At 44.5% G+C, this 23,526-nt stretch carries 20 protein-coding genes; 16 read left to right on the top strand and 4 right to left on the bottom strand.

The features are described 5' to 3' along the window. Positions 1-93: 93 nt before the first annotated feature. Both AB6E08_RS10185 and yaaA read left to right on the top strand, forming a co-directional pair. A complete protein-coding gene (locus tag AB6E08_RS10185) occupies positions 94-1,524 on the top strand; it encodes a sodium:alanine symporter family protein (protein ID WP_009848420.1) in 1,431 nt (476 codons plus the stop codon). A 243-nt stretch (positions 1,525-1,767) separates the two neighbouring features. Beyond that, complete coding sequence (gene yaaA / locus AB6E08_RS10190; RefSeq protein ID WP_065681769.1) at positions 1,768-2,544, top strand: peroxide stress protein YaaA; 777 nt, start codon at positions 1,768-1,770, stop codon at positions 2,542-2,544. A gap of 134 nt (positions 2,545-2,678) precedes the next feature. On the opposite strand, the gene srmB is transcribed toward yaaA, so the two are convergent. Beyond that, complete coding sequence (gene srmB, locus AB6E08_RS10195; RefSeq protein WP_009848422.1) at positions 2,679-3,944, bottom strand: ATP-dependent RNA helicase SrmB; 1,266 nt, start codon at positions 3,942-3,944, stop codon at positions 2,679-2,681. A 107-nt stretch (positions 3,945-4,051) separates the two neighbouring features. Further along, positions 4,052-4,780: a tRNA1(Val) (adenine(37)-N6)-methyltransferase gene (locus AB6E08_RS10200; RefSeq protein WP_372066238.1), complete on the bottom strand. Its 729-nt coding sequence runs from the start codon at positions 4,778-4,780 to the stop codon at positions 4,052-4,054. A gap of 314 nt (positions 4,781-5,094) precedes the next feature. Here AB6E08_RS10200 and brnQ point away from each other — a divergent pair, with 314 nt between their 5' ends. After that, a complete protein-coding gene (gene brnQ, locus AB6E08_RS10205) occupies positions 5,095-6,408 on the top strand; it encodes a branched-chain amino acid transport system II carrier protein (RefSeq protein WP_012603259.1) in 1,314 nt (437 codons plus the stop codon). Between the two features lie 170 nt (positions 6,409-6,578). Here the strand turns inward: brnQ and fldB are convergent, their stop codons facing one another. Then, positions 6,579-7,100 carry a flavodoxin FldB gene (gene fldB, locus AB6E08_RS10210; protein ID WP_009848425.1) on the bottom strand — a complete coding sequence of 174 codons (522 nt, stop codon included), beginning with the start codon at positions 7,098-7,100 and terminating at the stop codon, positions 6,579-6,581. A 150-nt stretch (positions 7,101-7,250) separates the two neighbouring features. On the opposite strand from fldB, the gene xerD reads away from it, so the two are divergent. The 8 genes from xerD (at position 7,251) to AB6E08_RS10250 (ending at position 16,706) form a co-directional block, all read left to right on the top strand. Further along, positions 7,251-8,165, top strand: coding sequence for a site-specific tyrosine recombinase XerD (gene xerD, locus AB6E08_RS10215; protein ID WP_041472738.1), 915 nt, complete (start codon positions 7,251-7,253; stop codon positions 8,163-8,165). A 26-nt stretch (positions 8,166-8,191) separates the two neighbouring features. Next, positions 8,192-8,971 (top strand): thioredoxin fold domain-containing protein, encoded by a 780-nt coding sequence (locus AB6E08_RS10220; protein ID WP_372066233.1) that lies wholly within the window; start codon positions 8,192-8,194, stop codon positions 8,969-8,971. 78 nt (positions 8,972-9,049) lie between these two features. Then, complete coding sequence (gene recJ / locus AB6E08_RS10225; protein WP_372066230.1) at positions 9,050-10,786, top strand: single-stranded-DNA-specific exonuclease RecJ; 1,737 nt, start codon at positions 9,050-9,052, stop codon at positions 10,784-10,786. Positions 10,787-11,037: 251 nt separating this feature from the next. Continuing rightward, a protein-coding gene (gene prfB / locus AB6E08_RS10230; protein WP_100208942.1) for a peptide chain release factor 2 occupies positions 11,038-12,136 on the top strand; the annotation gives its coding sequence in 2 pieces (ribosomal slippage) (positions 11,038-11,112 and positions 11,114-12,136; 1,098 coding nt in all). A gap of 98 nt (positions 12,137-12,234) precedes the next feature. After that, on the top strand, positions 12,235-13,767 hold the full coding sequence (gene lysS / locus AB6E08_RS10235) for a lysine--tRNA ligase (protein WP_012603264.1): 1,533 nt from the start codon (positions 12,235-12,237) through the stop codon (positions 13,765-13,767). A 276-nt stretch (positions 13,768-14,043) separates the two neighbouring features. Beyond that, a complete protein-coding gene (gene vpsR / locus AB6E08_RS10240) occupies positions 14,044-15,378 on the top strand; it encodes a cyclic-di-GMP-binding transcriptional regulator VpsR (RefSeq protein WP_009848431.1) in 1,335 nt (444 codons plus the stop codon). A 572-nt stretch (positions 15,379-15,950) separates the two neighbouring features. After that, positions 15,951-16,202 carry a hypothetical protein gene (locus tag AB6E08_RS10245; RefSeq protein ID WP_004735015.1) on the top strand — a complete coding sequence of 84 codons (252 nt, stop codon included), beginning with the start codon at positions 15,951-15,953 and terminating at the stop codon, positions 16,200-16,202. Between the two features lie 192 nt (positions 16,203-16,394). Continuing rightward, the gene (locus tag AB6E08_RS10250) at positions 16,395-16,706 is read left to right on the top strand and encodes a DUF6482 family protein (RefSeq protein ID WP_009848433.1); all 312 of its coding nucleotides are present in this window, start codon (positions 16,395-16,397) and stop codon (positions 16,704-16,706) included. Positions 16,707-16,821: 115 nt separating this feature from the next. Here AB6E08_RS10250 and mutH read toward each other — a convergent pair whose 3' ends face one another. Further along, entirely contained in the window at positions 16,822-17,487 is a 666-nt protein-coding gene (mutH, locus tag AB6E08_RS10255) for a DNA mismatch repair endonuclease MutH (RefSeq protein WP_102249744.1), read from the bottom strand. 615 nt (positions 17,488-18,102) lie between these two features. On the opposite strand from mutH, the gene rppH reads away from it, so the two are divergent. Genes rppH through AB6E08_RS10280 form a run of 5 tightly spaced genes read left to right on the top strand, consistent with a single transcriptional unit; the run spans position 18,103 to position 23,414 of the window. Continuing rightward, positions 18,103-18,621, top strand: a complete 519-nt coding sequence (rppH, locus tag AB6E08_RS10260; RefSeq protein ID WP_009848435.1) for an RNA pyrophosphohydrolase — start codon at positions 18,103-18,105, stop codon at positions 18,619-18,621. A gap of 2 nt (positions 18,622-18,623) precedes the next feature. Then, positions 18,624-20,873: a phosphoenolpyruvate--protein phosphotransferase gene (gene ptsP, locus AB6E08_RS10265; RefSeq protein WP_012603267.1), complete on the top strand. Its 2,250-nt coding sequence runs from the start codon at positions 18,624-18,626 to the stop codon at positions 20,871-20,873. A gap of 8 nt (positions 20,874-20,881) precedes the next feature. Then, the gene (locus tag AB6E08_RS10270) at positions 20,882-21,673 is read left to right on the top strand and encodes a sulfite exporter TauE/SafE family protein (protein WP_012603268.1); all 792 of its coding nucleotides are present in this window, start codon (positions 20,882-20,884) and stop codon (positions 21,671-21,673) included. A 58-nt stretch (positions 21,674-21,731) separates the two neighbouring features. Beyond that, the gene (lgt, locus tag AB6E08_RS10275; RefSeq protein ID WP_372066225.1) at positions 21,732-22,553 is read left to right on the top strand and encodes a prolipoprotein diacylglyceryl transferase; all 822 of its coding nucleotides are present in this window, start codon (positions 21,732-21,734) and stop codon (positions 22,551-22,553) included. Between the two features lie 9 nt (positions 22,554-22,562). Continuing rightward, the gene (locus AB6E08_RS10280; protein WP_009848438.1) at positions 22,563-23,414 is read left to right on the top strand and encodes a thymidylate synthase; all 852 of its coding nucleotides are present in this window, start codon (positions 22,563-22,565) and stop codon (positions 23,412-23,414) included. The last annotated feature ends 112 nt before the right edge of the window (positions 23,415-23,526 follow it).

A 23,526-nucleotide genomic window follows, 5' to 3' on the forward strand; every position in this document is an offset into this window, starting at 1 on the left:
TCTAATGCCGACACAACTATTGACACTGGCATAGGTGATCTAGAGGAAGGCTAGGAAGCAAGATCGGTGCTTAAACTCAATTACGAGGTTCACGTGACAGACTTAATCAATTTGATGAACGATCTCCTTTGGGGATCTATCTTAGTTTACTTACTCGTTGGTGTGGGTATCTACTTCACTGTACGACTAGGTTTCATTCAATTCCGCCATTTCGGCCACATGTTTTCTGTTCTTAGAAACAGCCGTAAAGCAGACAGTGCAGGTATCTCCTCTTTCCAAGCACTTTGTACTAGTCTAGCAGCACGTGTCGGTACGGGTAACATGGCTGGTGTTGCTGTAGCACTAACCGCTGGTGGCCCTGGCGCTATCTTCTGGATGTGGCTAATTGCCATGCTAGGTATGGCAACATCGTTTGCAGAAAGCACACTGGCACAGCTATACAAAACGCGTGATAACGACGGTAACTACCGCGGCGGCCCTGCATACTACATGGAGAAAGGCCTAGGTATGCGTTGGATGGGGGTTCTATTCTCTATCTTCCTAATCATTGCATTCGGTCTTGTATTCAACGCGGTTCAAGCGAACGCGATTGCAAGCGCAATGAACACGGCATTCGACTTTGAGCGCAGCTACGTTGGTGTTGGTATCGTAATTATCTCTGCATTCGTTATCTTCGGTGGTATCCGTAAGATTGCTCGCACTGCAGAAATCATTGTTCCAATTATGGCACTGGCTTACTTAGCTATCGCTATCTACGTAATGCTAATGAACATTGAGAAAGTGCCTGAAGTTCTGGCTCTTATCTTCAAGAGTGCATTCGGTCTGCAAGAAGCAGCAGCGGGTGGCCTAGGTTACGCAATCGCACAAGCGATGATTAACGGCATCAAACGTGGTTTGTTCTCGAACGAAGCGGGTATGGGTTCTGCGCCAAACGCAGCAGCTTCTGCTACGCCTTACCCACCACACCCAGCATCACAAGGTTATGTGCAAATGCTAGGTGTGTTCATGGACACAATTGTTATCTGTTCTGCAACAGTAGCAATCATCTTGATGTCTGGTGAATATGTACCACACGGTGAAGTAACGGGTATCGAACTCACGCAACGTGCACTAACAGCACAAGTCGGCGAATGGGGTGGTATCTTTGTAGCGGTAGCGATTTTCTTCTTCGCTTTCACTTCAATCATTGCAAACTACTCGTACGCAGAAACAAACCTTATCTTCTTAGAGCACAACAACAAGAAGGGCCTAGTGCTGTTCCGTATCGTTGTACTGGGTATGGTTATGTTCGGTTCTCTCGCGACACTGCCAACGGTATGGGCATTAGCTGACGTATCGATGGGCCTAATGGCGATTGTGAACTTGGTAGCGATCATCTTGCTGTCGGGTATCGTGATTAAGCTAGCGAAAGACTACAACCGTCAATTAGACGCGGGTAAAGTACCCACGTTCGATGCGGATGATTTCCCAGAGCTTAAGGCTCAATTGGAAGATGGTATTTGGGTTAACAACAAGAAGAAGTAATCTTGTTGGAGTGATTCATCACTCATCCTAAAATCATTAGAAAGGCTAAGGTTTCGACCTTAGCCTTTTTCTTTGCCTGCGATATTTTCTTTATTATCGATTTTTCTTTGTAAGAGATTCTTCTTTGTAAGCGACTTACAGCTAGATCTGTCTATCAAAGTAATAGGAAGAGTCATAAAGACAAGTTGATGTTTTTTCTATACTCTAGCTGCATCCAGTTAGATAACCGATTAGGGTAAAGTTATGTTAGTTGTCGTTTCTCCAGCCAAGACATTAGATTACGAATCACCATTAGCGACTGAGCGCTTCAGCCAGCCAGAGTTTGTTGAGCACTCTGCAGAGCTTATTGAAGTGTGTCGTAAGCTGACACCTGCTGATGTATCAGCACTGATGAAGGTAAGCGATAAGATTGCTGGGCTGAACGTAGCGCGCTTTGAGCAATGGAGCGAAACCTTTACCCAAGACAATGCACGTCAAGCAATCCTAGCCTTTAAGGGCGATGTGTACACTGGCTTAGATGCTGAAACACTGTCGGACGATGATTTTGACTACGCACAGAATCACCTGCGCATGCTTTCTGGGTTATATGGCTTGCTTAAGCCGTTAGATCTGATGCAGCCATACCGCCTAGAGATGGGTACACGTTTGGCCAATGCTCGTGGTACTAACTTGTACCAGTTCTGGGGTAACATCATCACAGATAAGCTGAATGAAGCGCTGAATGCTCAAGGCGACAATGTGTTGATCAACCTAGCATCGAACGAATACTTTAAAGCGGTGAAGCCGAAGAGCCTTGATGGTCAAATCATCACGCCAGTTTTTAAAGACTGCAAGAATGGCCAGTACAAGGTGATTAGTTTTTACGCCAAGAAAGCGCGTGGCATGATGGCTCGCTACATCATTGAGAACAAAATCGATTCAGTGGAAGCGCTAACCAAGTTTGATACCGCAGGTTACTACTTCGTTGAAGAAGAGTCGAACGCGAAAGAGTTAGTCTTCAAGCGTGAAGAGCAAAACTAACAGCCCTTGGCTAACGAGTTACTCTCGGTTTTAGCCTGTAGTTAATATTAGAGACCGAGACAGGCCAGATAGAGAAAAGCCCCATGCAGATAACTGCATGGGGCTTTTTATTGAATCATTGAAAGGCGGTTAGATTACTTGTTCTTAACGGCTTTCTTTTTCTTAGCGATTTTCTTTTTCTTAGCAATTTTTTGCTTCGCTACCGCTTTCTTATCTTCTTTCTTCGGTTTCTTTTTCTTTGTTACCGCGGCTTTCTTATGCGTTGGACGCATGCCTTCGATGAAGCGTTCTTTGATCGCATCTTCAGTGTAACGAGCCACACGTTCAATCATTAGCTGATCGTGCGCTTCAATGATAGAAACCGCGTTACCTTTCTTACCTGCACGAGCCGTACGGCCGATACGGTGTAGGTAAACATCTGCAGTACGTGGCATGTCGTAGTTAATAACGTGGCTCACATCTGGAAGGTCGATACCACGAGCTGCGACGTCCGTTGCCAGCAGTACGTTGATAGAACCGTCGCGGAAACGAGAAATCGCGTTGTTACGACGATCTTGAGGCATTTCACCTTGGATCCATACACAAGGGATCTGTGCACTTTCTAACTGAGCTCGTAGGTCACCTAGGCGGTCACGAGTCTTCAAGAAGATGATGCTGCGTTCAGCTTGCTCTGTGATGATATGTTTTAGGATATCAAGCTTGTGCTTAGCTGAATCGGCACGGTGATACCATTGAGTTATCTTCTTACGTTCACGCAATGACGATTTTGCATCGATCTCTGCTGGATTTTTCAGAAGGTCTTCAGTGAAACCTTCAATACCTTTACCTTCTAGCGTTGCTGAGAAAAGTAAAGTTTGTTTACGCCAGCGACACTCTGCAGACAGACGGTCAACAACAGGACCAAAGCCCATGTCTAGCATACGGTCTGCTTCATCGAGAACTAACCATTCAATCGCACGGCAGTCAAAACGCTCGCCTTCAATGTATTCCATTAAACGACCAGGTGTTGCGACTACGATATCTTGAGTCGTGCTTAAGATATCTGCGTGCTCTTGGTACATCACACCGCCCGTGATCGTAAAGATATTCAGGCTGGTGTATTTAGCAAGCTCACGTGCTTGTTCGGTGATCTGCATTGCTAGCTCACGCGTTGGCGTCAGGATAAGCATACGTGCAGGGCCAGATTTCTTACGTGGGAAATCCAGTAGGTATTGCAGTGCTGGCAATACAAATGATGCTGTTTTACCAGTACCTGTTGGCGCAGAAGCCAAAACGTCTCTTCCATCTAACGCTTGTGGGATTGCTTCAGCTTGTATCTGTGTTGGGCGTTCGTAGCCCATTTCGTCAATTGCTTTAAGCAGCTCTTGGTTTAGATCGAGTTCTGCAAAGGTTCTGATCACTGTTGTTTCTCCACAAGCAATAAATGTTTCTGCCTCAAAAAGCAGACGATAAAAAAGAGTAGTCGGACATTATAGAAGCATTAGTGATTAGGATCACATGGTATTTGCTACATCTTGAGATAAAAATCTTTAGTAAGGGCAATAAATGCCTCGCTATAACCGCCATCGTGATGGATCGTAAGCGATTCACGCTGCAAATCTTGCTCGCTAACAGGATCTTTAGATAGTTCAAACAGGATTCTGCTTGGCGGTTTTTTGTCGGTTGTTTTCACATCAAGGCGCTTTGCTAGGTACCAACCACATTGCTCGGCAAGTTTTATGAAGCCTTCTCCTTCGGGCGTCGGCAGTATAAAACTGGCGGTGGCGGCATCAGTTGTTATCTCGAAACAACACTGGGCAAGTTGAAGGTGATCCAAGCTGTCGGTGTGTCTAGCGGTGGCTCTTTGACTTTGCTGTGCCTGTTCACCAGAGTTGAAGTAGGGCGGATTACAAATTATGGCATCAAATTGTTGCGAGAAATCCGTGGTTAACACGCTGTCGTGATGAAGGGAGATACGATCTTGCCAAGGCGACTGCTCAATATTGACTGTGGCAGCATCAATGGCGTGCTGATCAATATCGATCGCAGAGATTGAAGCATCCTCAAAACGTTGTGCTGCCATTAAGGCTAATAGCCCTGTTCCAGTGCCTATATCGAGTACTAATGATTCAGGGGCAAGGTTAATCCATGAGCCGAGTAGTACTCCATCGGTGCTAACAGGCATGCCGCTCTGTCCTCCGCAAATAGAGAACCTCTTAAAATTGAAGCTTTTAGTATTTATCGTTTTGTCTTTCATGAATATTCTGATTATCGAGATATTTTAAGTGATTAGCTCTAATGTTAACTATTTGTGTAAATTAATATTCTAATTGCTTATCTATTGTTGCTAACAATGATTGGTTGATAATTATGTTAATCTGCATATATTTAGTTTAATTCACTACTTTTTGTTTATATATGCAAATTTATATGGTGTTTTTTTATGGTGACTTGCAGCTAGCCGAGTGTTTCGTCATTATGCGCGACTATTTTAAAGATTGATTGGCAGCTTCTCGCTGTAACATTCATGTAAGCACAACATAAACTCATAAATATAATTAAGGATTATCTGTGAAACAGAGTCTAAAACTAACAGATATAATGGCATTGGGCTTTATGCTTTTTGCGTTTTTCTTAGGTGCGGGGAACATCATCTTCCCACCTCTAGCTGGCCAATTAGCTGGTGATCACTTTCTTCCAGCGATGTCTGGTTTTCTGCTGACTGCCGTTGGTCTGCCGTTAATCACTATCGTCGCGGTCGCAGTGGCGGGTGGTTCATGGGGTCATCTAACGAAAGATCTTCCTAAGCAAGCAGCAACTATCATGGCTGTACTGATCTTCATCATCATCGGTCCTGCATTTGCTGCACCACGTACCGGTCTTGTTGCTTATGAGATGGCGGTGAAGCCGTTCTTCATTGATGCGACTCAAGTTCATCTAACTCTCTTTTCGATTGCATTTTTTGTGGTAGCGATGTTCTTCTCATGGTCACAAGGTAAGCTTATTGACGTTATTGGCAAGGTACTTACGCCTGCACTATTCGTTGGTTTGGTTGTACTGGCAGTTGCTGTGTTCATTAACCCACAAGGTGATGTCCTTACGGCTCACGGTGAGTACATCACTCAGCCACTGACCAAAGGTTTCCTTGAAGGCTACAACACCATGGATACTTTTGCTGCTTTGATGTTTGGCATGCTGATTGTTGACGCAATTCGCAGTAAAGGCGTGACTGACCGCGCAGCAACAACTAAATACCTAATCAGTGCGGGCTGTATTGCCGCTGCGGGTCTAGCATTTGTTTACATCTCTCTGTTCTTCCTGGGCGCAACAAGCGCAACAGTTGCAGCGGGTGCAGATAATGGCGGCGCTATCTTAAGCCTATACGTCCAATCTTTGTTTGGCCCTTCAGGTCAACTCGTGCTTTCTGTGATCGTACTATTGGCTTGTCTAACGACGGCGATTGGCCTTGTATCAGCATGTTCTGATTACTTCAGCTCGCTAACACCTCTGTCTTACAAGACCTGGGTAATCATCAACGGTGTAGCTTGTGCAACCGTAGCGAACGTTGGCCTTTCTCAGTTAATTTCTCTGTCTGTTCCAGTTCTGTTTGCACTTTATCCAGTAGCAATCGCATTGGTCGCACTGACATTCTTGCGCAGCCGTTTTCCTAATCCAAAAGCGGCTTACCGCGTAGTGGTATTAGTGTCTCTACTGTTTGCTCTTATCGATGGTGCTAAAGTTGCAGGTATAGATGTATCTGCAATGAACATGCTGCCGTTGTTCGAAATCGGTATGGGTTGGTTGCTTCCAACAACTGCCGCAATCATCTGTATGTTCTTCGTTGGTAAATCAACAGAGCAAGAGATGGCTGAAGAGACTGTTTAATCTTCCGTTGAGATGACATTGTCCTTCGACATGAAATAGAAAAGGCCTCATTACTTCGCAGTAATGAGGCCTTTTTGTATTCTGTGATCTTTTAATATTCTGCTACTTCGCTACTTCGCTACTTCGCTACTTCGCTACTGAGTTACTTAGCTGAGTGTACTTCTGTTTGGTTATAGCTTTTCGCTGTACTCAACCAGTACTTGTTCAACCCAGCTAGCGATACGGTCGTCGCTCAGTTCGTATTGTGAATCTTCATCAAGCGCCAAACCAACGAATTGAGATTGGTCTTCAGTGAGAGCTTTAGACGCTTCGAACTCGTAGCTGTCATCGTTTGGCCAGAAACCGACAAACTCTGCGCCAGCGATTTTCAGCTCATCATGCAATAGACCCATCGCATCTAAGAACCACTCGCCGTAGCCTTCTTGGTCACCTAAACCAAACAGCGCTACAACCTTGCCTTTCATTGGCGTGGTTGCAATGTCTTCCCACAGTTCATTCCAATCTTCTTGGATTTCACCGAAGTCCCAAGTTGAGATACCGAGCAGTAAAAGATCGTAGTCTGCCATCAATGAAAGAGGGGTTTCTTTCACGTTATGGATATCAACTAGGTCTTCACCAATAATGCCGCGAATTTTCTCTGCTGCCATTTCTGTGTAGCAGGTGGTTGAGCCGTAAAATAATCCAATTTTCATATCAAACGTTCAATTTTAATTTCAGATGGCGAATTCTAACCATAAATCGACTTCGATTGCAGCGATTATCCGCTCAAGTCGTAATTTTTATGGCATTCATATTTGCTCTGGCATACTCTCAAAACAGTTTCCAATATTGTGAGTAACACTATGCAGTCGCCTCAAGGGCAGAGCGCAGACCACGGTCTAGTAGAACAGTTTTTAGATGCTATGTGGATGGAGCGAGGATTATCTGAGAATACGCTTGTCTCGTACCGTACCGACCTGTCTAAGCTTCTAACGTGGATGGAAAAGAACAATTACCGCCTCGATTTTATTAGTCTTTCAGGACTACAGGATTATCAAGGTTGGTTAGCCGATGCTGACTTTAAGCAGACTTCCCGTGCTCGTATGTTGTCGGCTATTCGTCGCTTGTTTCAATATCTACACCGCGAGAAAGTAAGAGCCGACGATCCTAGTGCGCTGTTGATCAGTCCAAAACTGCCGAAGCGCTTGCCAAAAGATTTGAGTGAAGAGCAAGTGGATTCGCTGCTTGAAGCGCCAGATCCAAACGATCCAATCGAGCTTCGCGATAAAGCGATGCTTGAGTTACTCTATGCAACTGGACTTCGTGTGACTGAGCTCGTTAGCCTGACCATGGAAAACATCAGCCTAAGGCAAGGTGTGGTGCGTGTGATCGGTAAGGGCGGTAAAGAGCGCTTGGTGCCAATGGGCGAAAACGCCGTCGATTGGATAGAAACTTTTATTGAACAAGGTCGCCCACAACTGCTCGGTGATAACAGCTCGGATGTGGTTTTTCCGAGTAAACGCGCTAAGCAAATGACTCGTCAAACGTTCTGGTATCGCATTAAGCATTATTCGGTTATCGCTGGTATCGACACGGAATTATTGTCTCCACACGTATTGAGACATGCTTTTGCCACTCATTTACTGAACTATGGCGCCGATCTCAGGGTCGTACAGATGTTGCTTGGACATAGTGACTTATCGACCACCCAAATTTATACTCATGTGGCGACTGAAAGGCTGAAGCAAATTCACGCTCAGCATCACCCACGTGCTTAAATCCATTTATTTTTAAGGTGAACCTAATGAGCGTATTACGCCGTCTTCCTCTACTAGCGCTTCCTCTCATGATTACTGCATGTAATGCATCAGAAGCGAAAGTAGAAACAACATCAACAGCCGTAGAAGCTGCTCCAGCTCAAGCTATTGATACAGCTGCGTTAACTAAGCGTTTTGAAAAAATCGGTATTAAGGTCGATAAGATTGTTCCTTCGGATATCGATGGTCTTTTAGAAGTTCAAACCAACAGCGGTATTATCTTTTCTTCTCCAGAGGGCGATCATTTTCTAGCCGGTACACTTTACTCTTTGGATGCAAACGGTAAGTTCAGTGATGTTTTGGCTGAGCGTCAAGCTCCACTGAATGCTGAAAAAGTTGCAGCGATGTCGGATACGGTTATCGAATACAAAGCAGATAACGAAAAGTACGTTGTGACGGTATTTACTGACATTACGTGTGGCTACTGTGTTCGTCTGCACAGCCAAATGCAAGGCTACAACGATCTGGGTATCACCGTTCGTTACATGGCTTACCCACGTCAAGGTGCGACAGGACAAGTTGCCGATCAAATGGCGGCAATCTGGGCGTCTGACGATCCAAAAACAGCTATGCATGATGCTAAAGTCAATCGTCAAATGCCAGCGTCTGGTAAAGACCTAGCAGAGCAAAAGCAGATCATTGCTAAACAATACCAACTCGGTCGTGAGCTTGGCATCAATGGCACTCCGGCTATCGTGCTAGCAAGCGGTGAGTTGGTGAGTGGTTACTTACCTCCAGCGCAAATTATTCAGCGTTTAGAGCAGTAATCTTCATTTTTATTACCTGTTATTTCCCCCTGTTTTTGATTTAAGGAGTGGCCTGATTGATATCAGGCCCATTTTTATATGATAGAGATCCAACGCCGTCCTGAGGTCGACATTTCAGTCTTACCTGCTCATTTACCTGACTTGTTAAAGCGCATTTATGTGAGTCGCGGAATCGACAGTGCTGACCAGCTAGAGACAGCTGCGAAAGGTTTGCACTCTTATCAAAAACTGGGCGGCATTGATGCTGCAGTTGAATTGTTGTTCAAAGCCATTCAGCAGCAAAAGCGCATTATCATTGTTGGTGACTTTGATGCCGATGGCGCAACCAGTTCGGCGTTGTCTGTGCTTGCTCTGCGAATGTTGGGCAGCTCGAATGTTGATTATCTGGTACCCAACCGTTTTGAAGATGGTTATGGCTTGAGCCCTGAGGTTGTCGAACAGGCGATCGAACTTGGTGCTGAAGTGATCATGACAGTCGACAACGGTGTATCTTCAATTGACGGTGTTCGCTTTGCTAAAGAGAAAGGCCTTGATGTACTGGTTACTGATCATCACTTGCCTGGTTCTGAATTACCGATTGCAGATGCAATGGTCAATCCCAACCTAGAAAGCTGCGCATTTCCTTCAAAAGCGCTAGCCGGTGTGGGTGTCGCCTTTTACCTGATGATGGCATTGTGTGTTCATATGCGTAAGTTGGGCTGGTTTGCTCAACACGGCATGACAGAACCCAAGTTGATGGAACTGATTGATCTAGTGGCACTGGGTACTGTTGCGGATGTGGTACCACTTGATGAAAACAACCGAATCTTGGTACACCAAGGGCTACAACGCATTCGTGCAGGCAAAGCGCGTCCGGGTATTCAAGCCTTGATTGAAATTGCTAAGCGGGATGCTAAGCGTTTAGTTGCCTCCGATTTTGGTTTTGCGCTTGGTCCACGTATCAATGCGGCTGGCCGATTGGATGATATGTCTTTTGGTGTTGAGCTGCTAATGAGTAATAACATCCATGCCGCGCGTCGAATGGCCAGCGAGTTAGATAGCTTGAACCAAACACGTAAAGAGATCGAAGAGGGCATGAAACAAGAAGCGATGGCTTTTTGTGAGCGCCTTGAATTTGGTAAAGACGATTTGCCTTCTGGTTTGGCTCTGTTTCAACGTGATTGGCATCAAGGCGTAATTGGTATTCTAGCTTCGCGTATCAAAGACAAATATCACCGCCCAGTGATCGCATTTGCTGATGGTGGTGAAGGTAGCATTAAGGGTTCATGTCGTTCGATTCCAGGTTTGCACATGCGCGATGCGCTAGACAGAATCGACACTCAAAACCCTGGCCTGATCTTGAAGTTTGGTGGTCACGCAATGGCAGCCGGCTTAACCATTATGGAAAAAGACTTCGAGCGATTCAGCAAGATGTTTGATGACGTTGTGCGTAAAGAACTCGGTGAGACGGCACTTAAGGGCATTATCTTGTCTGATGGTGAGCTGTTACCTGAAGAGTTCTCAATGCATACCGCTGAAACATTGCGTTCAGGTGGTCCGTGGGGACAAGCTTTCCCGGAGCCCATCTTTGATGGTGAGTTTAAAGTTCTGCATCAAAAACTGGTAGGTGAAAAACATCTTAAATTGATGCTAGAACCTCTATACAAAAGCCACCCAACCAATGTGATGATTGATGGTATTGCCTTTAATGTTGACCTACGTCGCTGGCCTGATGCCTCAGTGAAAACGGTACATCTTGCGTTTAAGCTGGATATTAACGAGTTTCGTGGCAATCAATCGTTGCAGTTGATGATTGATCATATCGAAGCGAAATAGTTGAAGCCAAATAGCGTTATCGTTCACTGAATGAGGTTCATCATTTAGTGCCAAATCCAACAAGCTCTGTTCAAAAACAGGGCTTGTTTCCCTTCCTTTCCTTACAAATTTTGCGTGTTTTTTCTGCCCGTCAATTTTATATCCGATTAAGTTATTGAATCTTGGTGCACCACTCTAAAAAATTCTGTATCTCCGTCACACTTTTGAGTACAATTCTCCGGTTAAATTCTACTCATAAATGATGAGCTAAAATGTTTGAAATCAATCCTATAAAAAACCGTCTGCAGGATGTGTCTGAGCGCACAAATATCCTGAGGGGGTATCTTTGACTATGACGCAAAGAAAGAGCGTCTAGAAGAAGTAAACGCAGAATTAGAACAACCGGATGTATGGAACGAACCTGAGCGTGCTCAAGCGCTAGGAAAAGAGCGTTCAGCATTGGAAGCGGTAGTAGAAACGATCGACCAACTTGACCAAGGTGTTGAGGATGTTGATGGCCTACTAGAGCTTGCGGTTGAAGAAGAAGATCAAGAAACGTTCGATGAAATTGAGCCAGAATTGGCCGAGCTTGAAGCTAAGTTAGAGAAGCTGGAATTCCGTCGTATGTTCTCTGGTGATCACGACGCATCAGATTGCTACATCGATTTACAGTCAGGTTCGGGCGGTACAGAAGCTCAAGACTGGACTTCAATGATGTTGCGTATGTACTTGCGTTGGGCAGATTCGAAAGGCTTCAAGACTGAAGTTATCGAAGTGTCTGATGGCGATGTTGCTGGCCTTAAAGGCGCAACGGTACGTATCTCTGGTGAGTACGCTTACGGTTGGTTACGCACAGAGACTGGTGTTCACCGTCTAGTTCGTAAGTCACCATTTGATTCAAGTGGTCGTCGTCATACTTCATTTGCTTCTGCGTTTATCTATCCTGAGATTGATGACAACATTACGATCGACATTAATCCTTCTGACCTACGTATTGACGTATACCGTGCCTCTGGCGCTGGTGGTCAGCACGTAAACACCACGGAATCGGCGGTACGTATTACTCACGTTCCAACTAACACCGTGGTTCAGTGTCAGAATGACCGTTCGCAGCATAAGAACAAAGATCAAGCGATGAAGCAGCTACGTGCTAAGCTTTTTGAACTTGAGATTCAAAAGCAAAATGCTGAAAAACAAGCGAGCGAAGAAACGAAATCAGACATCGGTTGGGGCAGTCAGATCCGCTCTTACGTGCTGGATGATTCACGTATCAAAGATTTACGCACCGGCATCGAAAACCGTAATACTCAAGCGGTTCTTGACGGTGACTTAGACAAGTTTATTGAAGCTAGCCTGAAATCAGGTCTGTAAGCTTTATCAACTATTAAGCTTTACCAATAATATTGGTAAAAATGCCTATATTTTCAAAAATATAGCTGTCCAAATTATAAAAGCAGGGTACATCTCAAATGACTGATGCTGTTCAAAACGAAAATACACAAGAAGCTTCTTCACCTGAAGAGAACAAACTAATCGCTGAGCGCCGTAGCAAGCTGGATCATATCCGCCAAAACTGCAAAGCGAACGGTCACCCAAATGACTTCCGTCGTGAGCACCTAGCTGGCGACCTTCAAGCGGAATTCGGTGAGAAGACCAAGGAAGAGCTAGAAGAGCTTAACCACATCGTTGCGATCGCAGGTCGTATTATGGCGAAGCGTGGTCCATTTCTAGCGATTCAAGAAACTTCTGGTCGTATCCAAGCGTACGCAGCGAAAGACGTTCAAAAAGTGCTGAAAGAGAAGTACCAAGGCCTAGATATCGGTGACATCATCGGTGTTAAAGGGGCGCTTCACAAGTCTGGTAAAGGTGACCTTTACGTGAACATGGAAGAGTTTGAGTTGCTAACCAAAGCACTTCGTCCTCTACCAGAGAAGTTCCACGGCCTAACTGACCAAGAGATGCGTTACCGTCAGCGTTATGTTGACCTAATCGTGAACGAAGACTCTCGTAACACATTCATCGTGCGTTCTAAGCTTGTGTCTTCAATTCGTAACTTCATGAGCTCAAAAGGCTACCTAGAAGTTGAAACGCCAATGATGCACGTGATCCCAGGCGGTGCAACAGCACGTCCATTCATCACTCATCACAACGCACTAGACATCGACATGTACCTACGTGTTGCACCTGAGCTTTACCTTAAGCGTTTAGTAGTTGGTGGTTTTGACCGTGTATTCGAGATCAACCGTAACTTCCGTAACGAAGGTCTTTCTCCTCGTCATAACCCAGAGTTCACAATGATGGAATTCTACCAAGCGTACTCTGACTACAAAGATCTAATGGATCTAACGGAAGAGATGCTAAGCACAGCGGCGATGGACGTTCTTGGTTCTACTTCTATGCCTTACGGCGACGAAACGGTTGAGTTCGGTGGCACTTACGCTCGCATGAGCATGTTCGATGCAATCAAACACTACACACCTGAAAATGCAAACATTCAAGCTCTGACTGAAGATGATCTTCAGAACAGAGAATTGATGGTTAAAATTGCAGAAGAAGTGGGTCTGTACGTTGAGAAGTTCTGGACATGTGGTCAGCTTCTTGAAGAGATCTTTGGTGAAACGGCTGAGCCTCAGCTAATTCAACCAACGTTCATCACGGGTTACCCAGCGGACATCTCTCCACTGGCTCGTCGTAGCGACAGCAACCCATTCTTCACAGACCGCTTTGAGTTCTTCATCGGTGGCCGTGAAGTAGCGAACGGTTTCTCTGAGCTTAACGATGCACAAGACCAAGACGAGCGTTTCAAAGCACAAGTTAACGCAAAAGACGCGGGTGATGACGAAGCTATGTACTACGATGCGGACTACATTACTGCACTAGAGCACGGCCTACCGCCAACAGCGGGTCAAGGTATTGGTATCGATCGTCTAGCGATGCTATTTACTAACACGCACACAATCCGTGACGTGATCTTGTTCCCGGCAATGCGCCCACAAGCGTAATTTTCGCTTATGGGGTGTTACTGCCCGTGTAATTTAAAAGCCACCTTCGGGTGGCTTTTTCGGTTTTTAGCGTCAAAACCTAGCTCGTACCGCACTCTTGATTCGAAAAATGATTATTTATGACATAGTCTTACCATTGAGACAAAAAATCTAAGATAGTCTCATTACTATACGTATCGGATCTGAATACGATCTTGCGGCAACTTTGTACCCGTATGATTCGTTTAACTCGTGTTAGCCTGATTGAAAAAAATAAAAACAGAATAAGGAAGAAGGATGGGAACTCAATTTAAGATGGATTCCTTACCAGGTTCTCTTATCGTCGTTGGTGGTGCGTACGAACCCTGGTTATCAGTGTTAGAACAAGTGGGTTGGCAATGTACCCAGTGTGCAGATTTACGAAAAGCCGATGCCTTAATTACTGATATTGGCCCCTGCATTGGCATTGTGGATCTTAGTCATGATGAGTTTAGCCTTAATGGTATCGCTAACCTCGTGAGCAACAACAAGCAAGTTCGATGGCTTGCTTTTATCCGTGAATCGCAATTGAGCTCAGATACAATCTGCCAATTTATCGTTAACTTCTGTATCGACTTTTTCACGGCACCAATCCCTGATGCTCAGCTATTGAGTACCATTGGTCATCAACTGGGTATGCTCAAACTTGAGCAGAAAGTATGGCCAAACTACGGTATTAACAACAATATGGGCCTACTCGGTGATTCTGTGGCGGTGAAACGCTTGAGAGACCAAGTCAAGCGAATTGGCCCCACAGATGTCAGTATTTTGATTTACGGTGAGAGTGGGACAGGAAAAGAGACAATTGCACGTTCCATTCATCAAAATTCATCGCGAGCTCAGAAACCATTTTTAACTGTGAATTGCCGTGCTCTATCTGAAATGAGGATAGAGACTGAGATGTTTGGTATTTCAGCCCCAGCAACGGCAGCGCCTTGTATGTTGGAAGAAGCCGATGGCGGAACCCTCTTACTCAACGATGTCCTAGCGATGCCTCGTAATCAACAATTGAACCTTTTACGCTTTTTACAAGAAGGAAAAATTGAAACCACGAAGGGAGCTAAGTCGGTTGATGTTCGCATTTTGGCTGCTAACTCTTCTGATATTGAAAAGGCATTGATCGAGGGCGACTTCAATGAAGAGCTTTATCATTACATCAATGTTCTGCGTATTCATGTTCCTAGCTTAAAAGAACGTGTGAGTGATATTTCAGTGCTAGCGAATCATTTTCTGCGTGAGTACTCAAAAGAGTTTAATGCGCAAGCGAAGAGCTTCTCAGACGATGCTATCCGCTCGATGAGTCGCTACCATTGGCCTGGCAACGTTCGTGAATTGATGAATCAGATTAAGCGTGTTGTGTTGATGTCTGATGCTGTCATCATTGAGGATCATCAACTGGATTTACCAAAACAGAATGATGAACGCCGCAGTCTGAAAAGTATACGTGAACGTTCAGAGCGAGATGCTTTACTCATTGTGTTGGAATCTTATGGTGGTCAAGTGTCTTTGGCCGCTAAGGAGCTTGGAGTTTCACGCGCAACTATGTACCGCTTACTCAATAAACATGGTCTTATATCTGAGGGCGTTGTTTAGAACGTTCTATTCATTGACTCTATCCGGTGAGTGAAAATTCAAGGGCCACGTATCATACGTGGCTTTTTTGTTTCTGAAGGATAGTCCGCTGTTCTATAGAGAGAGCCCTAAGATAGATATGCTGTGATTTTATATAATCATAGTGAATATGTTATATGTAAATGAATATGCAACTAATATTTCAGGCGAATGCATTGTTTTAAAAATGTTAACCAATTATCGGTTGAATAATATACTCACTTGGTTAGACTTTAACCGTGAAAGCAACGATTTAACAAAGACTTGTCTGCTTTTACGACCCCATTTCTTTTTGGATTTTTTAGTTAGCTTGGAGGCGCAAATGAAACATTTCGATTTTATACAGCATATTTGCGCGTCGTTTGATCCGTGTACTGACATGGTGACTGATATGTCACACGCATCAGCCATGGCCGATCGAAACACCCAAGATAAACCTAACTAATAGATCCGTACCCTTATTTGGCTGCGGAAAAATAGCAGCTAAGTGAGAAGCCCTCATACTATCTAGAACGCTATTTTTCCTCAGTTTATTCCACAACTGGAGAGTTATTATGCGTCACTCAGTATATTTAAAACTAGCAACAGTTCTTATCCGTGCAGACCTTCGTCGTGAAGAGCGTGAATGGCAACGAAAAGTTCGTCGTAGTTCATATGATCTACCATGGAACAACACCCATTTATTGAGAGATATTGGCCTTGAAGCCGATGGTCGACCAATTGGTTTTTCTGAGCCTGAAGTTGTCACGATTGAGCGCCGAGTACGCCATCTTCGTCGTGTCCTAAGTGCGCGAATACCGACGTAATCTGCGGGGTTGATAGCACCGTTCAACCCCTAAGATAAGTCACAGTGATGGTTATGGCGTCGAAAGTGCAAATTTTTGAACTAGAACTGGCCAAAAAAGAGAAGCTCTTGCTTCTCTTTTTTGCTTTTTTAAGTCGTTATCTAGTAAAGGTAAATAGTTCGGCTAAGCTTTATAGAGCAAGGGAGGCTGACTATGCAGAAGCATCAATTAGACATGTGGTTACATGGAGAGCACAAAGACTCTTATCAGACACCGAAAGTGTACGTTATTGGTTGCTCTGATATCTCAGAATATTTACTGGCGGTGGAGTACAAACACAAGCTAGAACCGGTAAAGCAAGACGGCGAGCCGCTTCACTTTGGATCCTTGGATCAAGTGAAAGAGGAATTACTCCGGCTCGGCTTTGAAAAGGCCTACCTTCGCTTGCACAACGCGTATGATGAGTTTGGTAATGAACCCAACCAAAGCTACTGCGATATTGAACTGGCGCTCAAACCTCATTAGAGAGTATGTTTAACGAGCGTTGTAGTGAGAAATTACTTCTAAATTGAGACGGTTTATAACGTACTGATTTTTTAGCCTATCTATGCTAGATAAAACCTCTATGCGTAATGGCTTTCTATGCGTAATGGGTTGTCAGCAATCTGTGGGTGAATTGAGTTCGTAGATAGAAACCACGAGGTTTGGTCTTTATTGGTTTTCCACTTGCACCGTAAGCTTCTGTTAACACTCGACTGTTGGCGGCTTTTGGTCGCAAATGCAGTGCTTCGCCGTGTCTTGCTGTTATCTGTTCAACATTACCTAACACGATCAGCTCCATGAGCTCTTCCCAATCCCTTTTTAAGATCTCGTCTTCCGCTTGGGTTGGTGTCCACAATAAAGGGGATCCTACATGCCTTTCTGTCAGTGGGATCTCTCTTTCTCCCTCTACCGGGATCCACAACACTTTAGACAGCTTGTTTCGAACGTGACTGGTTTCCCACGTTATGCCTTGCACGCCCATCAATGGCGCGACACAAACAAAGGTGGTTTCGAGTGGCTTCCCTGAATAACCAATCGGGATACTTTTTAGCTCGATCCCGAGCTTGGCAAAATCTTGTTCTGGTTTACTGCCAGCTGGCGCACCCAAGTGCCATTCCAATAGTTGTCCAACCCAGCCTTTATCTCGCTTTAGGTCGTTTGGTACAACCATATTGGCTTCATCGGCGAGCTCTTTGAAGGTCATTCCTGCAATAGCATATGCTCTGTCTAACAGCTCTTGTTGTGTTTGTGGTTCTGGTTTCATAATAAAAGGCATGATCAAAAAAATGATTTTACCAGAAGTTATCACCATATGACGACTGGTTAAGAAATGATCGCCTTGCTAGAAAAGGGATCAAACTCATGGTTATCCACAGGACATGAAGGTAATTAATTGAAATATTAATTTAGTGGATAAATAAACAGGGGTTTGCAGGGGATAAAATGCTTGCTAAATAGGGTTTGAAATGAATCTTTCACTTACTAGTGTGGATAAACATCGGAGTGGTTGATCTTTAACCATGGGTGATTTTTAAAAGATCTTTTTATTTTTTCATGTTTTTAAAATTGATGGATTTGTTTTAATTTATTGATTTTTAATTGTTTTTATTGTCGTTTGGTGGTTTTTTGTTTTTGGTTCTGATAAATCTATGGATTAAAAAAACGATTGCGGGTAATTCTTCACATAGTTATTCACAGAAAAGGTGAATAAATGTGGTCTATGTCTCACTCTTGTGTGGGTAACTAAGATTTGAGCAAAACTTATCCATATTCGTAGTTATTATTCATAAATATAGCGCTTGTCACGTCACTAAGTTTGCTCCGATTGGGGATATGTGGAAAAATCAGTGTAATTAAAAATTTAGATAGAGGTTGGCCAGTGATAGATGGCGATGGTTACCGATTAAATGTTGGTATTGTAATCTGTAACAACCATGGTCAGGTCTTCTGGGCTAAACGATACGGGCAACATTCATGGCAATTCCCTCAAGGGGGAATAGATGAAGGTGAAACTCCGGAACAGGCAATGTACCGCGAGTTGTATGAAGAGGTTGGCCTTACTAAAAAGGATGTAAAGATCGTCGCGACAAGTCGTCATTGGTTACGCTATAAGCTGCCCAAACGACTGGTTCGGTGGGATTCTAAACCTGTCTGTATTGGACAAAAACAGAAGTGGTTTCTTTTACGCTTAGATTGCGATGAATCGCATATCAATATGCAGCGTGGAAGCACACCTGAGTTTGATGGTTGGCGTTGGGTGAGTTACTGGTACCCAGTTCGACAAGTTGTATCTTTCAAGCGAGATGTTTACCGTCGAGCGATGAAAGAATTCGCATCTTTAGCAATGCCGTTTAAAGAGCGAAAAACAAAAGGAAAGCGCAAATTGCGTAGAGGTTAAGCATGCTCAGCCAACTAAGGGAAATAGTTGAACACGTATCAAGAGTTGAAGATGTGTCGACGGCTCTTGATATTTTGGTTAAAGAGACATGCAGCGCGATGCAGACGGAATGTTGCACCGTGTATTTGGCAAATAATGATATGCAGCGTCTTGAGTTGATGGCAACTCAAGGCCTGATCTTCAAAGGCAATAGTATTCACATTGGTTTTGACGAAGGTTTGGTTGGCCTTGTTAAAAGAAGTGCTGAACCTATTAACCTTGCACAGGCGTCTGCTCACCCTGCTTATAAGTTTTTTCCCGAGCTTGGAGAAAAGGTTTATCACTCTTTTCTAGGCACTCCGATTATCTATCGCAAGCAAGTGCTTGGCGTATTGGTCATTCAACAGAAGTCCCCCCGTTTATTCAGTGAGATGGAAGAATCCTTCCTTGTTACACTCTCAGCACAACTTGCGGTTATTGTGGCGCATGCCCAAACTCAAGGCCATTGGCTGTTAGAGCAACAGAAGCTACCTGCGACCAAAGGTATTGCAGCTTCATCGGGTGTGGCGATTGGTGACTTATGGTGGGACAATACTCAGCCTGAACTCACCGATGTTTACCCTGCTTCGACGCTCAATGTTGAAAGGGAGCATGAGCTGTTGGCAGTCGCTGTCGAAAATGCTCTCAATGATTTTAAGCGAATGCGAAAGCGTTTAGATAGTGAAATCAATAAAGACGCGTTGGCGATCTTTGATCTGTTTACTCACTTACTCAACGATCCCATGTTACGTAAGGATCTCAAGAGTCAAATTCAGAAAGGCGACAAAGCCGATTGGGCATTGAGACAGGTTGTTGAGAGTTACTCTAACCGTTTTGCTCGTATGTCAGATGTGTACCTTCGGGAGAGAGCGCAAGACGTCCGAGAGCTTGGTCAAAGACTGCTCTATTTCCTCCACAATTCTGAACATGAACTTCGCACGTTAGATAAACCGATTATTTTGGTGGTTCGTGAGTTAACGGCCTCTGTATTAGCGTCTATTCCTAAAGAAAAACTATTAGCGGTTATTTCCTTGGAAGGGGCGGCGAACTCGCACGCAGCGATTTTATCTCGAGCTTTGGGTATTCCTTCTGTTATGGGAGTTAACCTTAATCTTTCGCAAGCTAATGGTAAGCAAGCGATTGTTGACGGGTATAGCGGCGAGATCTTTATTGAGCCGACTAAAAACCTGCTCAAAGAGTATCGGGGGCTGATTCTAGAAGAGAGTGAGCTCTCCTCTATGGTCAATCGAGAACTGTACTTACCGGCAAAAACGAAAGACGACAAGCAAGTCGAGATTCTGCTTAATGCGGGCTTGAGTGCAGACACTAACATCGCTATCAACCAAGGGGTTGATGGGGTTGGTCTGTATCGAACCGAAATTTCTTTCTTGTTGCAGCAAAGGTTTCCGTCAGAGGACGAACAATTCAAACAGTATCGTTCTGTGCTTGCGAGTTACCCTGAGAAGCAAGTGGTGATGCGAACCTTGGATATTGGTGGAGATAAGGCGTTACCTTACTTCCCAATAGAAGAAGATAATCCATTCCTTGGTTGGCGTGGTATTCGTTTTACCCTTGATCACCCCGACATCTTTATTATTCAGTTACGTGCCATGCTACGTGCGAGCTGTGAAAGCCATAACTTGAGTATCTTGCTGCCGATGATTTCTGGTGCGCAGGAGCTGGATGACGCGTTCCAACTGATTGAACAAGCGTATGACGAAGTGCATGAGCTTGATAACCGAGTGCGTATGCCGCGTATCGGTATCATGATTGAAGTGCCATCCATGCTTTACCTTCTTCCGCTTATTGCGGATAAAGTTGATTTCGTTTCGGTGGGCACCAATGACTTAACTCAATATTTATTGGCGGTTGACCGGAACAATTCCCGTGTCTCTGATGTCTATGAATCGATGCACCCTGCAGTGATCATGGCATTGAAACATATCCATGATACTTGTAAGCAATATCAATTGCCGGTGTGTATATGTGGAGAGCTTGCGGGTGATCCAATGGGTGCATTGCTCTTGATTGGGTTAGGGTATGAGACGTTAAGTATGAACACCTCAAATGTCGCAAGGACTAAGTATTTGATTCGTCAATCTAAGCTTAGTGAACTGCAAGATTTGGCAAATGAGGCGCTATCAAAACCGTATGGAAGTGACATCTATAGTATGATGCTCAACTATTTCGAAGAGCGTGAATTTACAGGCTTCATTCGAGCGGGTAAAAAATAGGATTTAACGTGTCATATGAACTGACAGGCTTGCTAGCAGGCCTTGGTGCTATTGTTGGTGTTTTAGCTGGCTTGCTAGGCATTGGTGGTGGTTTGCTGGTGGTTCCTGCTTTACTCTTTTTGCTTCCTAAAGCGGGTATCCCTCAAGAGTTTGCGATGCAAATGGCATTGGCTACCTCGTTATCAACCATCATCGTTACGTCGGGATCGTCTGCGATTAACCATTTAAAATTGGGTAACGTAGAGATATTTGTCGTTAAATGGTTGATGCCCGGAGTGGTGGTCGGTGGCTTCCTAGGTTCTTTCGTGGCCGATGTGATTCCAGCTCAATACTTACCAAAAGTCTTTGGTGTGATTGTCTTGGTATTGGCGTTGCAAATGCTGTTGTCTATTCGCTCTAAGAGCCAAAAGTCGATGCCGGGTTCAGCTAAAACCGTGTTGTGTGGTGGCGGTATTGGTTTGGTATCAAGTTTAGCGGGCATTGGCGGTGGGTCTTTGTCGGTACCTTTCCTCAACCATCACGGTGTGGAAATGCGTAAAGCCGTCGGCTCATCTTCGGTATGCGGTTGTGTTATCGCGATTTCGGGAATGCTAGGTTTCATTTGGCATGGATCTTCTGTCGATGATCTTCCTGCGTATAGCTTAGGTTATGTTTATCTGCCGGCTTTGATAGCGATATCTTGTACCTCAGTACTGACCACACGAGTTGGCGCTAAACTGGCCACTCAATTGCCAACCCCCGTGCTGAAGAAATTCTTTGCGGTATTTTTAATGTTTATAGCAGCCACTATGCTGCTGTAGTGTCTTTTCTGTTAGCTGTTGAGTTAACCGTTATTCAATTTTAGATAGAGAGCCAAGTATGTCTCAGGGTTTTATCGAATTCCCAAATATCGATCCTGTTCTTATTGAACTAGGACCAATCTCAGTTCGTTGGTACGGCCTAATGTACCTTGTCGGTTTTATGTTTGCTCTTTGGTTAGCAAATCGCCGAGCTGATCAACCCGGTAGTGGTTGGACTCGAGAGCAAGTATCAGACCTACTGTTTGCTGGCTTTCTAGGTGTGGTGCTTGGTGGTCGTATTGGCTACGTACTTTTCTACAACTTTGGCCTTTTCATTGATGATCCACTCTACCTATTTAAAGTATGGACTGGCGGTATGTCTTTCCACGGTGGTTTGCTTGGTGTGATCACCGCGATGCTTTGGTATGCCAAAAAGAACGGTCGAACCTTTTTTGGTGTCGCAGACATGATTGCACCATTGGTTCCATTTGGTTTAGGTATGGGACGTATGGGCAACTTCATGAATAGTGAGCTATGGGGTCGTGTGACTGATGTGCCATGGGCGATTGTATTCCCTAACGGTGGTCCGCTTCCTCGTCACCCATCTCAGCTTTATGAAATGGCGCTTGAAGGTATTGTACTGTTCTTCATCTTGAACTGGTTCATCAAAAAGCCGCGTCCTCTTGGTTCTGTATCAGGGTTATTCCTAGCAGGATATGGTACATTCCGCTTCCTAGTTGAATACGTACGTGAACCTGATGCTCAGCTAGGTTTGTTCGGTGGATTTATCTCTATGGGACAAATTTTGTCACTGCCAATGGTTATCATCGGTGTGTTGATGATGCTTTGGGCATACAAGCGTGGTCACTACAAAGATGAATTACCACAACAAACGAAGTAAGGAATTGGTGTGAAACAGTATTTAGATCTCTGTCAGCGTATCGTTAATGACGGTACTTGGATTGAAAATGAACGCACAGGCAAGCGCTGCCTAACCGTAATCAATGCTGACCTTGAATATGATGTTGGTAATAACCAATTCCCACTGGTAACAACACGTAAAAGTTTTTGGAAAGCCGCAGTTGCCGAGCTGCTTGGCTATATACGTGGTTACGACAATGCTGAAGATTTTCGTAAGCTAGGGACTAAAACTTGGGATGCGAATTCTAACCTGAATGAAGCATGGCTAAATAACCCTTACCGCAAGGGTGAAGACGACATGGGCCGTGTTTATGGCGTTCAAGGACGTGCATGGGCAAAACCTGACGGCGGTCATATCGACCAACTGAAGAAGATTGTTGATGATCTAACGAACGGCATTGATGACCGCGGCGAGATCTTAAACTTCTATAACCCAGGTGAGTTCCACATGGGTTGTTTACGTCCGTGTATGTACAGCCACCACTTCTCTCTACTTGGTGACACTTTGTACCTAAACAGTACTCAGCGCTCTTGTGATGTTCCATTAGGTCTGAACTTCAACATGGTTCAAGTGTATGTGTTCCTAGCAATCATGGCGCAAATCACGGGCAAGAAAGCCGGTGTGGCTTACCATAAGCTGGTTAATGCTCATATCTACGAAGATCAACTCGCACCTATGCGTGATATACAGTTGAAGCGTGAGCCTTTAGCAGGGCCAACATTCCATATCAATCCTGAGATTAAGTCTTTAGAAGATTTGGAAACGTGGGTGACGATGGATGACTTCTGGGTTGAAGGCTACGAATGCCACGAAGCGATTAAGTACCCATTCTCGGTTTAATCTAATCTGCTTTGTTTGACTGACTGACTGATTGATCGAAAGGCTGCCTCTGTGCAGTAATGCCGTTCACTTAAGAGTGAACGGCATTTTTGTTCTTAGCATACCGTTGTGG

The organism is Vibrio sp. 10N.247.310.24 (assembly GCF_041467175.1).
GTDB classification, from domain to species: Bacteria; Pseudomonadota; Gammaproteobacteria; order Enterobacterales; family Vibrionaceae; genus Vibrio; species Vibrio tasmaniensis_A.